At 74.4% G+C, this 13730-nt stretch carries 14 protein-coding genes; 10 read left to right on the top strand and 4 right to left on the bottom strand.

Annotation, left to right across the window (positions count from 1 at the left end; all coding sequences use genetic code 11):
• The first annotated feature begins 41 nt into the window (after positions 1-41).
• The 3 genes from GA0070606_RS06000 (at position 42) to GA0070606_RS06010 (ending at position 2380) form a co-directional block, all read left to right on the top strand.
• Positions 42-470: an SRPBCC family protein gene (locus GA0070606_RS06000; RefSeq protein WP_342672163.1), complete on the top strand. Its 429-nt coding sequence runs from the start codon at positions 42-44 to the stop codon at positions 468-470.
• Positions 467-1468, top strand: a complete 1002-nt coding sequence (locus GA0070606_RS06005; RefSeq protein WP_091095804.1) for an SDR family oxidoreductase — start codon at positions 467-469, stop codon at positions 1466-1468. The genes GA0070606_RS06000 and GA0070606_RS06005 overlap by 4 nt, the downstream gene beginning before the upstream one ends.
• A 144-nt stretch (positions 1469-1612) precedes the next feature.
• Positions 1613-2380: a polyprenol monophosphomannose synthase gene (locus GA0070606_RS06010; protein ID WP_091095806.1), complete on the top strand. Its 768-nt coding sequence runs from the start codon at positions 1613-1615 to the stop codon at positions 2378-2380.
• A gap of 484 nt (positions 2381-2864) precedes the next feature.
• On the opposite strand, the gene GA0070606_RS06015 is transcribed toward GA0070606_RS06010, so the two are convergent.
• Entirely contained in the window at positions 2865-4469 is a 1605-nt protein-coding gene (locus tag GA0070606_RS06015) for a phytoene desaturase family protein (RefSeq protein ID WP_091095808.1), read from the bottom strand.
• A gap of 72 nt (positions 4470-4541) precedes the next feature.
• On the opposite strand from GA0070606_RS06015, the gene GA0070606_RS06020 reads away from it, so the two are divergent.
• On the top strand, positions 4542-5975 hold the full coding sequence (locus GA0070606_RS06020) for an aldehyde dehydrogenase family protein (protein WP_091095811.1): 1434 nt from the start codon (positions 4542-4544) through the stop codon (positions 5973-5975).
• A gap of 64 nt (positions 5976-6039) precedes the next feature.
• On the opposite strand, the gene GA0070606_RS06025 is transcribed toward GA0070606_RS06020, so the two are convergent.
• Complete coding sequence (locus GA0070606_RS06025) at positions 6040-6441, bottom strand: ChaB family protein (protein WP_091095813.1); 402 nt, start codon at positions 6439-6441, stop codon at positions 6040-6042.
• A gap of 163 nt (positions 6442-6604) precedes the next feature.
• Here GA0070606_RS06025 and GA0070606_RS06030 point away from each other — a divergent pair, with 163 nt between their 5' ends.
• The 4 genes from GA0070606_RS06030 (at position 6605) to GA0070606_RS06045 (ending at position 9033) form a co-directional block, all read left to right on the top strand.
• A complete protein-coding gene (locus GA0070606_RS06030; protein ID WP_091095815.1) occupies positions 6605-7585 on the top strand; it encodes a YihY/virulence factor BrkB family protein in 981 nt (326 codons plus the stop codon).
• Between the two features lie 95 nt (positions 7586-7680).
• Positions 7681-8097: a DUF2795 domain-containing protein gene (locus GA0070606_RS06035; RefSeq protein WP_091095817.1), complete on the top strand. Its 417-nt coding sequence runs from the start codon at positions 7681-7683 to the stop codon at positions 8095-8097.
• Between the two features lie 52 nt (positions 8098-8149).
• Entirely contained in the window at positions 8150-8611 is a 462-nt protein-coding gene (locus GA0070606_RS06040) for an SRPBCC family protein (protein WP_091095819.1), read from the top strand.
• A gap of 161 nt (positions 8612-8772) precedes the next feature.
• Complete coding sequence (locus tag GA0070606_RS06045; protein WP_091095821.1) at positions 8773-9033, top strand: hypothetical protein; 261 nt, start codon at positions 8773-8775, stop codon at positions 9031-9033.
• 254 nt (positions 9034-9287) lie between these two features.
• On the opposite strand, the gene GA0070606_RS06050 is transcribed toward GA0070606_RS06045, so the two are convergent.
• Complete coding sequence (locus tag GA0070606_RS06050; RefSeq protein ID WP_245724580.1) at positions 9288-10523, bottom strand: MFS transporter; 1236 nt, start codon at positions 10521-10523, stop codon at positions 9288-9290.
• 154 nt (positions 10524-10677) lie between these two features.
• On the opposite strand from GA0070606_RS06050, the gene GA0070606_RS06055 reads away from it, so the two are divergent.
• Complete coding sequence (locus GA0070606_RS06055; RefSeq protein WP_091095824.1) at positions 10678-10890, top strand: hypothetical protein; 213 nt, start codon at positions 10678-10680, stop codon at positions 10888-10890.
• A gap of 11 nt (positions 10891-10901) precedes the next feature.
• Here GA0070606_RS06055 and GA0070606_RS06060 read toward each other — a convergent pair whose 3' ends face one another.
• Positions 10902-11474 (bottom strand): TetR/AcrR family transcriptional regulator, encoded by a 573-nt coding sequence (locus GA0070606_RS06060; protein WP_245724581.1) that lies wholly within the window; start codon positions 11472-11474, stop codon positions 10902-10904.
• Positions 11475-11547: 73 nt separating this feature from the next.
• On the opposite strand from GA0070606_RS06060, the gene GA0070606_RS06065 reads away from it, so the two are divergent.
• Positions 11548-13401 (top strand): ABC transporter ATP-binding protein, encoded by a 1854-nt coding sequence (locus GA0070606_RS06065; protein WP_245724582.1) that lies wholly within the window; start codon positions 11548-11550, stop codon positions 13399-13401.
• The last annotated feature ends 329 nt before the right edge of the window (positions 13402-13730 follow it).

A 13730-nucleotide genomic window follows, 5' to 3' on the forward strand; every position in this document is an offset into this window, starting at 1 on the left:
CGGGTCGGGGGTACGGGGGCGCAGTGGCGATTGTGGAGAAAGTGATCGAAGCTCCGCCGGAGCAGGTCTGGGCGGTGCTGGCCGACGGGTGGACGTACAGCGACTGGGTCGTCGGCACCGTCCACGTCCGGGACGTGGACGACGCCTGGCCCCGGGTCGGCAGCCAACTGCACCACAAGGCCGGGCCGTGGCCCCTCTCCCTCCAGGACTCCTCGACGGTGCTCACCTGCGAGCCCCCGCGCCGACTGGTCATCCGCGCCGGGCTCTGGCCGGCCGGCGAGGCGATCGTGGTCTTCACCCTCGAAGAGGTGGGTGCGGGCGCGACGCGGGTGCGCATCGGCGAGGACTTCGCCGCCGGCCCGCTGCGCTGGGTACGCAACAAGGTCAACGACCTCGTGCTGCACCAGCGCAACAAGGAGACCCTGACCCGGCTGGCGGACATCGCCAAGCGGCAGAAGGCGGACGAATGACGCAGGCCGTGGTGGTGACCGGGGCGAGCGCCGGGGTGGGACGCGCCGTCGCCCGCCGGTACGCCGAGCGGGGCGCCCGGCTCGCCCTGCTCGCCCGGGGCGAGGCCGGCCTGGCCGCCGCCGAACGGGACTGCCGGGAACTGGGCGCGGCGGAGGTACGCACCTACCGGGTCGACGTGGCCGACGCCGGCGCGGTGCAGCAGGCCGCCGACGACGTGGTGCACCGGTTCGGCGGTATCGACGTGTGGGTGAACAACGCCATGGTCTCGGTCTTCGCCCCGGTATGGGAGATCCCGGCCGCGGAGTTCCGGCGGGTGACCGAGGTCAACTACCTCGGCACCGTCCACGGCACCCTCGCCGCGCTGCGCCACATGCGGGCGCGCGGGCGGGGAGCGATCGTGCAGGTCGGCTCCGCGCTGGCCTACCGGGGCATCCCGCTCCAGGCGGCGTACTGCGCGAGCAAGCACGCCATCCAGGGTTTCAACGACTCGCTGCGGGCGGAACTGCTGCACGACTGCCCGGGGGTGAAGCTGTCGATGGTGCAGCTACCGGCGATCAACACTCCGCAGTTCTCCTGGGTACGCACCCGGCTGCCCCGCCACCCGCAACCGGTGCCACCGATCTTCGCGCCGGAGGTGGCCGCGAAGGCGATCGTCTGGGCGGCCGACCACGGCCCGCGCGAGCTGAACGTGGGCGGCCCGACCTGGCGCGCCCGGCTCGGCGACATCGTCGCGCCCGGCCTGCTCGAACGGAAGCTGGCCCGCGACGGCTACGACAGCCAGCAGACCGACACCCCGATCGACCGGGCCGCCTGGCGGGACAACCTGGACCGTCCCGGCGACGACGAACGGGACCGGGGCGCGGAGGGGGTCTTCACCGACCGGGCCCGCGCCCGCTCGGCCGCCCTCTGGGTCGGCACGCACAAGCCGGCGGTCTCGGGGGCCGCCCTCGCCGGCCTGGCCCTGGCCCTGGGCGCCCTCACCCGCCGCCTTCGCTGACGCAGGCGCGTCCGCTCGGCGAGACGACCGTAGTAGCCCTCCGCAGGGACCGGATCACCGGCGGAAAGGGGTGCCTTTTCGACCCGGATGTGGCAAGTGGCTACCCTCTCAGGGAGCCCTGTCCGCCGACCGAGGATGTCCGACATGATCGAACCCGTGCAGCTGCCCGCGCCCTGGCGGGACGCACGCCTGACCGTCGTGGTCCCCACCTACAACGAGGCGGGCAACCTCCCGGTGCTGGTCGAGCGGCTCCTGGCCCTGCCGCTGCCGGGCCTGAAGATCCTCGTCGCCGACGACAACTCCCCCGACGGCACCGGCGAGGTGGCGGACAAACTGGCCATCGAGCACCCCGACCGGATCCAGGTCGTGCACCGGGCCGGCAAGGAGGGCCTCGGCCGGGCGTACGTGGACGGGATCGGCCGCGCGCTCGACGGCGGCGCGGAGTACGTGGCGCAGATGGACGCGGACCTGTCGCACCCGCCGGAGGCGCTGCCGGGCATGCTCGGCGCGCTGCTCTCCACCCAGGCCGGCGTCGTGATCGGCTCCCGTTACGTGCCCGGCGGCGAACTGGACGAAAACTGGCCGCTCTACCGGCGGGCGCTCAGCGGCTGGGCGAACCTCTACGTGCACACGCTGCTGCGGGTCCGGATCCGCGACCTCACCGCCGGCTTCAAGATCTGGCGGGCGGACGCCCTGCGGGACATCGGCCTGGAGCGGGTGCAGTCCAACGGTTACAGCTTCCAGGTGGAGATGCACTACCTCGCCACGAAGCTGGGGCACACCATCCTGGAGGTGCCGATCCGCTTCGAGGAGCGGCGCGACGGCGCGTCGAAGATGACCACGGCCACCAAGATCGAGAGCGCCCTGATGCCGTTCAAGCTGCGCACGAAGCACCGCAACGTCGAGCGCTGACCGCGCCGGGCCGAAAAGGCCCGCGAGGCCGGCCGGGCTGGCGCGCGTCGGGGCGGAACGACGACGCCGTGTCGGCACGGTTGCGTGCCGGCGCGACGCCCGTGCTGAGCGGCGGTATCCCGGGCGTCGCGCCGCTGGTGCCACCCTCGCCCGCCCGTAGCCGCCTCCACGCAGCCGTAAGCGTCACTGTGCGCCACGTGACGTTGCGTGACTACCGGCTCGAAGGCGGGGACAGGCGCGCTCCGCGCTTTGCTCTGCACCCCTCGACGCACCACGCCCCTGACCTCGGACGTTACGGCACGAGGCCCGGCGAGCCGGAGAAGGCGCCGTTACCGTAAGTCGCTGTCGCGTATGTGGGTGCAGAGCAAAGGGAGCGCGCAGGCCATCCGGGCCGGACGGGGAAGTCACGTTCGGTGAGGTCGAAGGCGAGCAGTTCCACCGCCCACCTCCGTTGCCTGCCGCCCGCCCTCGCGGCCGACGACGGTCAGCGGTAGACCGCCCGGTGGGCGGCGTCGATCGTGGCGGCGTACACCGGGCCGGTGAGCGTGCGGTCGCGGGCCAGTGCGGCGCGTGCGGCGTTCGCGCCGGGCGCGCCGTGCACCCCGCCGCCGGGATGCGCGGACGCGCTCGCCAGGAACAACCGGTCGACCGGGGTGTCCGCGCGGCCCAGGCCGGGAATCGGGCGCAGGAAGAGCTGCTGGTACGCGGCGGCGGTGCCGCCACCGACCGCCCCTCCCACCAGGTTGGCGTCGCCGGCCTCCAGGTCCGCCGGGCCGGCCACGTGCCGCCCGACGATGAGGCTGCGGAAGCCGGGTGCCGCCTCCTCCAGCACCTGCTCCATCCGGTCGACGTGGGCGGCGATCTCCTCCGCCCGCCAGTGCCGGCGGAACGGCAGGTGCGTGTAGGACCAGAGCGACTCGGTGCCGGGCGGCGAGTGACTCGGGTCGGCCACCGACATCTGCCCCACCAGCAGGAACGGGTCACGGGGGACCTCGGAGCGGGCCAGCGCGGCGGCATAGCCGGTGAGCCCGTTCAGGTCCGCGCCGAGGTGCACGGTGCCGGCGGTGGCGACCGCACGGTTGGTCCACGGCACGGGCGCCGACAGCGCCCAGTCCACCTTGAGCGTCGAGCCGTCCCACCGGAAGTGCGCCAGGTCCTCCACCAGCCGGGGCGGCAACGCTGCCGCGCCGACCAGGTCCAGGTAGAGCGCGGGGGCCGGAACGTCGGCCAGGACCGCCCGCCGGGCCCGCCACAGGGTGCCGCCGGCGGTACGCACCCCCATCGCCCGGCCGCGAGCGGTCAGCACCCGGTCGACCCGGGCGCCGTAGAGGATCCGGCCGCCGCGCTCGGTCAGCCGGGCCACCAGCGCGTCGGTGATCTTCTGCGCGCCGCCGTCGGGTACCGGCCAGCCGACCTGCTGGCCGAGCATGGCGAGCAGCCACCCGTACACGCCCGAGCCGGCCTCCTCCGGAGACAGGTCGGTGTGCAGGGCGCACCCGGCCAGCAGCGCCGGGCCACCCTCGCCGTCGAAGAGCTCGTCGCCGAGCTTGCGGACCGGCACCACCAGTCGCCGGGCCAGCCGCAGCGCGCCGGAGACCCGCAGCCGGCGCAGCAGGGACAGGCCGCCGCGCACCGGCGGGAAGGGCGTGGTGATGGTGTCCAGCATCGGCTCGGCGACCTGCCGCCAGTCGTCGTACGCGTGCAGCCAGCGCTTGCCGTCGCCGGGCGCGAACGCCTCCAGGGAGGCGGCGGTGGCCTCCGGGTCGCGGTTGAGCACCGCCGCCCGGCCGTCGGGCAGCAGGTGCGCCAGCACGTCCGGGGAGTGCCGCCAGCGCAGCCCGTACCGGTCGAGGCCCAACCCGCGCAGCACCGGCGAGGCGTAGCCGAGCGGATAGAAGGAGCTGTACAGGTCGCTCAGGTAGCCGGGGGCCGTCACCTCGGCGGAACGCACCGCGCCGCCGGGCGCGGCCGTGGCCTCCAGCACCAGGACGTCCCAGCCGGCGTCCGCGAGCAGGTTGGCGGCGACCAGGCCGTTGTGGCCGGCTCCGACGACGACGGCGTCCGCGCTCTCCGCGCCGGTCGAACTCATCCGATCCGCCTACCCGGCCAGCAACCGGGCGAAACGCGTTTGCCTCGCCGGGGCCGGGGCATCCACTGCCGCATGTACACGGTTGCGCAGCTCATAGGTGGAGTGTGGGGCGCGGGCGGCGAGGGGGGCGAGCTGGTCGTACACGATCCGGCCGACGGCTCCCCGGTCAGCTCCGTCCCGGTGGCGACGGCGGACGAGGTCGGCAAGGCGGTCGAGGCGGCGCGCGGCGTCGCGGCGGAGTGGGCGGCGACCGCCCCCGCCGAGCGGGCGGCGGCCCTGCACCGGGCGGCGGACGCGGTGGCGGCGGTCGCCGACGAACTGGCGCGGGCGACGACGGCCGAGATGGGCAAGCCCTTCGCGGACGCGCGGGGCGGCGTGGACGCGGGCATCGGCACCCTGCGACAGTACGCGGAACTAGCCCCGGTGCGGGGCGGGCGGACGCTGCACGGCGACCCGCACGCCATCGACTTCATGGCGCCGCAGCCGCGCGGGGTGGTGGCCGCGATCACCCCGTGGAACGACCCGGTGGCGGTCTCCTGCGGGCTGCTCGGCGCGGCGCTGGTCACCGGCAACGTGGTGCTCTACAAGCCGAGCGAACGCACCCCGGCGACCGGCTGGCTGCTGGCGAGGGCGCTGGACTCCGCGCTGCCGCCCGGGGTGCTCTCGCTGCTGACCGGCGGCCCCGAGGTCGGTGCGGCGCTGGCCGCGCAGGAGGTGGACGTGGTCGCCCACGTCGGCTCCACCGCCACCGGGCGGGCCATCGCGGCCGCGGCGGCACGCACCGGCGCCAAGGTGCTGCTGGAGAACGGCGGGAGCGACCCGCTGGTCGTGGACGGCGACGTCGACCCGGTGTGGGCGGCCGGGCAGGCGGCCGTCGGCGCGTTCGCCAACGCGGGGCAGATCTGCGTGGCGGTGGAGCGGATCTACGCGCACCGTGACGTCGCCGAGGACTTCACGCAGGCCCTGGTGGACCGGGCGGACCGGCTGCGGGTGGGCCCGGGCGGCGACCCGGCGACCGAGCTGGGGCCGCTGGTGGACCGGCGGCACCGCGACCACGTGCACGGGCAGGTGACCGCCGCGGTCGCGGAGGGGGCGCGGATCCGTACCGGCGGGACGCTGCCCGACGGGCCGGGCGCGTTCTATCCCGCCACGGTGGTCGCCGACTGCCGGCACGACATGACGCTGGTGCGCGAGGAGACCTTCGGGCCGGTCGCGGCGATCGTCGTGGTCGACTCGTTCTCCGAGGCGCTGCGGTGCGCCGCCGACTCCCCGTACGGGCTGGCCGCGACGGTGCTGACCGGGTCGATGAGCCACGCCCAGCGCGCCTGGCGGGAGCTGCCGGTGGGCACCGTGAAGGTCAACGCGGTGTTCGGCGGGGCGCCGGGCGGTGCCGCGCACCCGCGTCGCGGCAGCGGCCAGGGCTTCGGGTACGGGCCGGAACTGCTCGACGAGTTCACCGCGACGAAGGCGGTGCACATCGAGGCCCCCGGCGGCGGCCACTGGTGAACCGCGCGAAGAGGGGCTGTCCGCGGGTGGACAGCCCCTCTTTTCGCGTACGCCGGAACTCGCGTCAGCGACCGCGGGCCTTGGCGGTCTGCCGGTTGTTCGCCTTCTCGATGGCCTTGACCAGTTCCGGCTTGGTCATGCTCGACCGGCCGGGGACGTCCAGCTTGCGGGCCACCTTCATCAGGTGGTCCTTGGTGGCGTTGGCGTCCACCCCGCCGGCGGTGGGCGCGCGGCGCTCCGGTCCGCCGCCGGCCGCCTGGCGGTCGCTCGGGCCCTTGCGGCCCTTGGGCTCCCAGTGGTCGCCCACCTTCTCGAACTCGTGCTTGACCGCGGCGAAGGCGGTGCGGTGGGCCCGCTCCCCCTCGCCGTACGTCTCCACGGCCGAGTCGTGTGTCTTCTCCCAGGTGCGCTGCGCCTTCTTGGGGGAGCGTCGCAGCGTGCTGGGCAGTACCTCGCGCCCGGGCATCTCGTCCTCCTCCGCGTCGATGGGTTCTGGTTGACCGTTCCCCCGGTGCCGGTCGGCAAACCGGTCCGCCGGGTTTGTCGATTTCGGGCCGGGGGTACCGGCGGGGCCAGGCGGAGCCGGAGACGCCCGGGTCATCCGGCGGCCGGGGCACAGGGAGCGGGCGATGACGACGACGGAGCCCGGCGCGGCGCTCACCGGTGAGCGGCGGCTGCGCGTCCCCGGCCGGGTGCGGCAGTTGAGCTGGCGGACCTGGCGCGGGGTGCTGGTGCGCAGCGCACGGAACTTCGTCAAGGACAACTGCGCGGACTGGGCCGCCGCGCTCACCTACTACGGTGTGCTCGCGCTCTTCCCGTCCACCATCGTGGTGGTCGCCCTGGTCGGGCTGGTCTCCAACGGGGAGCAGACCGTCGACACCGTGCTCGACCTGGCGCGGGACATGGGGGCCGGCTCGGTGGTGGCCAACGAGGGCTTCGTCTCCGTCGTGCGGGGCGTGGTCGACCAGAACGACTCGGCGAGCGTGCTGCTGAGCTTCGGTCTGCTCGGCGCGCTCTGGTCGGCCTCCGGCTTCATCGGGGCGTTCACCCGGGCCTCGAACGCGGTCTACGGTGTCGAGGAGGGACGGCCGGTATGGAAGCTGCGGCCGATGCAGATCGGCCTCGCGGCGGTCTCGCTGGTGCTGCTCGCGGTCGTCGCCGCCGGCCTGATCGTCAGCGGGCCGGTCACCGACGCCGTGGGCGACCTGCTCCACGCCGGCGGACTGGCGCGCACCGTGTGGAGCGTCGCCAAGTGGCCGGTGCTGGCCCTGATCGTGATGGTGCTGCTGAGCCTGCTGTTCTGGATCGCGCCCAACGTCCGGCAGCCGCGGTTCCGCTGGCTCACCCCCGGCGGGGCGGTCGCCCTGCTGTCCTGGGTCGTCGCCTCCTTCGGCTTCGGGCTCTACGTGGCCAACTTCGGCTCGTACGACGCCACCTACGGCAGCCTCGGCGCGGTGATCGCGTTCCTGGTCTGGCTCTACCTGTCCAACTCGGCGCTGATGCTGGGGGTGCAGATCAACGCCGAGCTGCAGCGGGGCCGCGTGCTCCAGGCCGGCGAGTCGCACCCGGAGGAACCGGTCCTGCCCCCGAAGACGCCCGCCGACGGCTGAGCGCCGCACCCCGGCCGCCCCTGCGGGCCGGTTCACCGGCAGCGTGCCGCCCCGCGGGCCGTTTACCGACGGTGCCACCGGGTAGCGCAGAAGGTATGGAACGTGGCAGCAGCAAGCACGGACCGAGAGTCGACGAGCAGATGAGCCGGGAGGTCAGCGGCCTCGTGCAGGGGCCGGGGACCGGCGGCTCACGGGTCGACGAGGCCCGCGTGCCGGAGCCGGCCGGTGAGGACCAGCCGGAGCCGACGACGGCCCCGGCCGGCGAACTGCGTACGGGCGCGCCCAAGGGCATGAGTTCCGAGGACGTCGAACGACGCAGCCGGCTCGGACGGTTCATCACGATGACCGCCCTGCCCGGCGACCGTGAGGCGCTGATCGCCAACGCGCGTGACAACGACGCGCCGGCGGACATCATCGCCGAGCTGGAGCGGCTGCCCGAGGGCACCCGTTACCAGACGGTCTCCGAGGTGTGGGCGGCGCTCGGCCACAAGAACGAGACGACCCGCTGGTGACCGGATCCCCGCACGATCCGGCCCGACACCGGCGGACGAAGGAGGATGCCTGATGAGTGGCGTTACCGAACACGTGGACGTCGCCGTACCGGTGCGCACCGCGTACGACCAGTGGACCCAGTTCGAGGAGTTCCCCCACTTCATGGAGGGGGTGCGGGAGGTCCGGCAGCTGACGGACACGATGACCCACTGGACCGTCGAGATCGCCGGCGTCAAGCGCGAGTTCGACGCCGAGATCACCGAGCAGCTCCCGGACGAGCGGGTCGCCTGGCGCTCGACCGGCGGCACCAACCAGGCCGGGGTGGTGACGTTCCACCGGCTGGACCCGGAGAACACCCGGGTGACCCTGCAGTTGGAGTTCGAGCCGCACGGCGTGGTCGAGCAGGCCGGCGACAAGCTGGGCATCGTCGACCGGCGTGCCAAGGGCGACCTGGAGCGGTTCAAGCAGTTCATCGAGCGGCGCGGTCAGGAGACCGGCGCCTGGCGCGGCAAGGTCGACCGGCCGCAGCCCTGATCCCCACCCCCCGGGCACGAACTCCGATGGCCGCCGGCTCGCCCGGCGGCCATCGCCGCGCGCGGACAGCGGCCGTCGCCGTGCGGGGATGGCCGGCATCGCCGCGCGCGGACAGCGGCCGTCGCCGTTTGCGGGCGGCGGGCCCGGGTACCGCGATCGGTATGACCGACGAGAACAAGGTGTGGCGGGACGAGGAACGGACTCCCCTGCAGGAACTGGACCGGGCCGTCGCGCGTTCGACCCTGGACGGCCAGGCCGACGACGTGACGGGCAACGACGCCGGTGAGGAGGCCGCGTTCGGGCACGGTCCGGAGGCGGTGGACCGCGGCGGGCAGGCCGCCGGGACCGGCCGCGAACCGACCGACCCGGAGCGCACCTACCGGCCCTCCACGACCGGCCGGACCGGCCCCGACACGATGTGAGCCGTGGCGGGCCGGCGCCCCGGCCCGCCCACCTCGCCGGACCCGGCCGATCGAGGCCCTCGTCGCTCCGCTGAGGGCTGGTCGACGGACGCTCAAAACTCCCCGACGCGCCGCTCAGACCGCTCGACGCGCCACTCGAGGCAGCTCAGGCCGCTCGACGGACGTTCGCCACTCAGGGCCGCTCAGTCCGCTCGACGCGCCACTCGAGGCCGCTCAGGCCGCTCGACGGACGTTCAAGCCCTTCGACGCGCCGTTCAGGGCCGCTCGACGGGCCGGCGGTGCGCGGATGGGCGGGGGCGCGCCGGCCGGCGGCTGCCCGCCGCGTGCAGGGCCAGCAGGGCGAGCGCGAGCACGACCAGCGCCGGTCCGAGAAGCTCGACCGAGGTGTTGCCGAGCAGCACGCCGATTCCCGCCGGCACCAGTGCCCCGCCCAGCCCCGCCGCGGCGATCTGGAGCCCGATCGTCCGGTCCGCGTGCGCCGCACCGACCCGGTCGACGGTGGTGAGGGTGAGCAGCGGGAAGACCGGGGCGGCGGCGAACCCGACGACGAAGAGCCCGCCCACGGCCAGCCAGGCCGGGGCCGGGACCGCGACCAGGACCGCGCCGGCCGCCATCCCCACCAGGCTGCCCCGCAGCACCAGCCCGGCGCCCAGCCGCTCGGCCACCACGCCCTGGACGACCCGCCCGACGAAGAGGCTTCCCCAGTAGCCGGACACGCACACGCCGGCCACCGCCGCGCCGAGACCGCGTCCCTCGGTGAGCAGCAGGAACGCCCAGAGCCCCGCGGCCACCTCGATCGCCACGTAGACGGCGAAGGCCAGCGCCCCGATCCAGACCGCCGGCAGGCGCAGCGTCTCGCGTACCCGCGTGGCGGCGGGCGGGGCGACGGGCGCCGCGCCGGCCGACCCGCCCGCCGGGGCGCGGTCCCGCCAGGCCCGGACCGTCAGCGCGAACGCGGCGGCCAGGGCGACCTGGGCCGCCGCCACGAGGCCGTACCCCCAGCGCCAGGAGAGCCCCGCGCTGAGCGCGCCGGTCATGATCAGCGGTCCGAGCGCCACCCCGAGCCCGAAGAACGCGTGCATCCAGTTCATGTGCCGAGGGCCGAAGGCGCCGGCCGCGTACGCGTTGAGCCCGGAGTCGATCGCGCCGGAGCCCAGGCCGAGCACCAGGGCGCAGCCCACCATCAGGGCGAGCCCGGGGGTCACCGCGTAGCCGGTGAGGGCGAGACTGGCCAGCAGGGTGCTGCCGGCGAGCAGCCCTCCGACCCCGAGTCGGGCCAGCGTGAAGCCGGCCAGCACGCTGGAGGTGAGGTAGCCGGCGGTGCCGGCGGTGCCGGCGGTGAGCACCAGGCCGACGGCCTCGGTGGGCACGCCGAAGTCCGCCCGGATCGACGGCCACCCCACACCGATCAGCCCGTCGGGCAGGCCTAGGCTGACGAAGGCGAGGTAGGCCAGCAGGAGCAGCGAGGCGCGGGGCGGGGTGGTGGACACGGACGACCATCCTGCCCGCCGACGTCCACGCCGCCCACGCGCCTCCCCCGTCAGGGCGAAAAGTCTGGTCCGGACGGCCGGGGAAACGGACAGCTCATCCAGAATCGGCCGTTCGGCTGACGGCAACGCCCGGGTAGCGCGCAAGACTTTCGGGATGCAACAGGGCTCCGGCTTCCTCTCCACGCGTCAGCGTCGCCTGGCTTGGCTCGGCTTCCTCCTCGCCGCCCTCCAGGCTCCCGTCTCCGCCAAGCTGGTCTCGGACGACTCCTGGTTGTTCAGCCTCTGCGTGGCGCTCATGGTGGCGACAGTGATCATCGCCGACGACGCGGCCCGGCGCCGCCCGGCCGACGCGCGCCAGCTGGACTAGCCCGCGCGGGATCAGGTCGGCTTGACGGCGATCGCGCCGTCGACCGTACGCAGGATCAGGCGCAGAACCTCGTGCCGGGAGGCACCGGTCTCGGCCAGGTAGGCCCACCCGGCGTACAGCTGTGACCAGACCAGGCTCTGCACCCAGTCCGCCGGCAGCTCCGGGTCGATGGTCCCGTCCCGGTGGCCGCGCTCGACCATCGCGGCGAACTCCGGGTCGCAGCCGTCCGGCCCGTCGGTGGCCGGGCCGGCGGTGAGCCCCGGCTCGGTGAAGATCAGCGAGAGCAGGCTGCCGAGGTCGAAGTACTCCTGGCAGAGCCGGTGCACCGCCGAGGCGCCGGTGCCCTCGGCCATCCGCGCCTGGGCCGTGGCGCGGGCCAGCCGGGCACTTCCCTCGGCGCCGACGGCGGCCAGCAGCTCCGCGCGCTCGGCGAAGTAGCGGTGCAGGGTCGTCCGGCCCACGTCGGCGGCGGCGGCGATGTCGCCGAGGGAGGCGGCGGGATTGCGCCCCAGCACCTCGATGGCCGCGTCGACGATGGCCTGGCGGGTCCGGGCCCGGCTGCCGGACACCTGCGCGTCGGTCACGCGGCGAGGATAGCAACTACTCGTTCCGGCATATCGCTTGACCGTCATGGAACGCCAATGTTCCATTCAGGGCATGACTTCATCCGATCCGGCGCTGCCCCGACTGCGTACGCTCGCGTCGTTCCTCACCCCGCACAAGCGGACGATGTTCCTCGGGCTGGGGTTGGGGCTCGCCGCGAACGCGGCCGGGCTGGCGACGCCGATGGTCACCAAATGGGTCCTCGACACGCTGGGCACGGGCGGGTCGATGGCCCGCCCGATCGGGGCCCTGCTGGCGCTCGTCGTCGTCGGCGCGGCCATCTCGCTGTGGCAGTGGCGGCTGCTCGGGACGCTGGCCGAGCACATCGTGCTCGACGCGCGGGCCTCGATCGTCCGGCACTACTTCCGGGCCCGCGTCGGCGACCTGCAACGGCGGCCCACCGGCGAGCTGGTCACCCGCGCCACCTCCGACACCCAACTGCTGCGCGAGGCGTCCGGCAGCATCGTCGGGCTGGTCAACGCCGGCATCGCACTGGTCGGCACGCTCGTGCTGATGGGCGTGCTCGACCTGTTCCTGCTGGGCTGCACCATCGTGGCCGTGCTGGTGGTCGCGGCGGTGATGGGCGCGCTCATGCCGCGCATCGCGACGGCACAGGCGGCGGCGCAGGAGTCGATGGGCCGGCTCGGCGGCGCGCTGGAGGGGGCGCTGCGCGCCATCCGGACGGTCAAGGCCAGCCGGGCCGAGGCCCGGTCGGCCGAGCGGATCGTCGCCGACGCCCGGCAGGCTGCGGCCCACAGCGTACGGGCGGCCCGGGTGACCGCGTCGGTCTGGACGATCGCCTGGACGGGAATCCAGCTCGCGGTGATCGCGATCCTGGGCATCGGCGCCTGGCGGGCCCAGCGCGACCTGCTGGAGATCTCCAGCCTGATCGCGTTCCTGCTGTACACGTTCCAGCTCATGGGGCCGATCACCGAGCTGACCCAGAACACCACGGCCCTGCAGGCCGGCATCGCCGCGGCGGGGCGGATCCGCGAGGTCGAGACCATCGCGACCGAGCCGGCGGGCCCGGTCCCCCGCCCGGCGGGGCACCCGCGGGCACCGGGCGCGCGGCAGCCGGCCCAGGCCGGCGACGCGGTGCTGGTCTTCCGCGGCGTCACCGCCCGCTACGGCCCGGACGCGCCCGAGGCGGTACGCGACGTCGACCTGGTCGTCCCCCGGCGCGGACACACCGCGATCGTGGGGCCCTCGGGGGCCGGCAAGACCACGCTGTTCTCGCTGGTCCTGCGCTTCCTGGAGCCCGAGCGCGGGCAACTGCTCCTCGACGGCCGCCCCTACGCCGAGCTGGGGCACGACGAGGTGCGGGCCCGGCTCGCGTACGTCGAGCAGGAGACCCCGGTCGTGCCCGGCACCATCCGGGACAACCTGCGGTTCACCCACCCCGACGCCACGGAGGAGGAGATCCGCGCGGTGCTGCGCGCGGTCCGACTCGACGACAAGATCGATTCGCTGCCGGAGGGCCTGGACACCTCGCTGTCGTCGACGGAGGTGTCCGGCGGGCAGCGCCAGCGGATCGCGCTGGCGCGGGCGATGCTGCGTACCCCCGACGTGCTGCTGCTCGACGAGGCGACCGCGCAGGTCGACGGGCTGACCGAGGCGGCGCTGCAGGAGTGCGTCCGGCAGCGCGCGGCGCTCGGCGCCGTGGTGACCATCGCGCACCGGCTCTCCACCGTGCTCGACGCCGACCGGATCGTGGTGATGGAGCACGGCCGGATCCGGGCCCAGGGCACCCACGCCGAACTGCTGGCCGGCGACGACCTCTACCGTCGGCTGGTCGCGGCGCTGCGCATCGCGGCCGAGGAGCACGCGGTGCCGGCCGACGCCCCGGCGGTGCCGGCCGACGACCACACGGCGGTGGCCGGCGAGCACACGGCGGCGGCCCGCGGATGACACATCGGCCGGGACTGTCGAACTGATGTCGCAAACGAATCACTTCACTCGGCCGGACGCCGCCCCGGCCTGAACACCACCCGGCCCGAACCCGTGACACCACCCCGGCCCGGACCCGTGACACCACCCCGGCCCGGACACCGGCCCATGCCCTGTGCCACCATCCCGGCCCGGACACCATCCCGGCCCGGACACCACCTCGGCCCGGACACCACCTCGGCCCGGACACCACCTCGGCCTAATACCGCCCCGACCTGTGACACCTACCCGCCCTGGGCACCAGCCCGGCCCGACACCACCTCGACCTGGACACCGCCTGGGACCTGTGA

This window comes from Micromonospora citrea (assembly GCF_900090315.1).
In the GTDB taxonomy this organism is placed as follows: Bacteria; Actinomycetota; Actinomycetes; order Mycobacteriales; family Micromonosporaceae; genus Micromonospora; species Micromonospora citrea.

What these genes read in the sequence shown, in the direction of transcription:
- GA0070606_RS06015 (WP_091095808.1), bottom strand. Translation starts at nt 4,469, where the DNA reads ATGAGTTCGACCGGCGCGGAGAGCGCGGACGCCGTCGTCGTCGGAGCC.
- GA0070606_RS06055 (WP_091095824.1), top strand. Translation starts at nt 10,678, where the DNA reads ATGCAACAGGGCTCCGGCTTCCTCTCCACGCGTCAGCGTCGCCTGGCT.
- GA0070606_RS06030 (WP_091095815.1), top strand. Translation starts at nt 6,605, where the DNA reads ATGACGACGACGGAGCCCGGCGCGGCGCTCACCGGTGAGCGGCGGCTG.
- GA0070606_RS06025 (WP_091095813.1), bottom strand. Translation starts at nt 6,441, where the DNA reads ATGCCCGGGCGCGAGGTACTGCCCAGCACGCTGCGACGCTCCCCCAAG.
- GA0070606_RS06045 (WP_091095821.1), top strand. Translation starts at nt 8,773, where the DNA reads ATGACCGACGAGAACAAGGTGTGGCGGGACGAGGAACGGACTCCCCTG.
- GA0070606_RS06065 (WP_245724582.1), top strand. Translation starts at nt 11,548, where the DNA reads ATGACTTCATCCGATCCGGCGCTGCCCCGACTGCGTACGCTCGCGTCG.
- GA0070606_RS06020 (WP_091095811.1), top strand. Translation starts at nt 4,542, where the DNA reads ATGTACACGGTTGCGCAGCTCATAGGTGGAGTGTGGGGCGCGGGCGGC.
- GA0070606_RS06035 (WP_091095817.1), top strand. Translation starts at nt 7,681, where the DNA reads ATGGAACGTGGCAGCAGCAAGCACGGACCGAGAGTCGACGAGCAGATG.
- GA0070606_RS06005 (WP_091095804.1), top strand. Translation starts at nt 467, where the DNA reads ATGACGCAGGCCGTGGTGGTGACCGGGGCGAGCGCCGGGGTGGGACGC.
- GA0070606_RS06010 (WP_091095806.1), top strand. Translation starts at nt 1,613, where the DNA reads ATGATCGAACCCGTGCAGCTGCCCGCGCCCTGGCGGGACGCACGCCTG.
- GA0070606_RS06040 (WP_091095819.1), top strand. Translation starts at nt 8,150, where the DNA reads ATGAGTGGCGTTACCGAACACGTGGACGTCGCCGTACCGGTGCGCACC.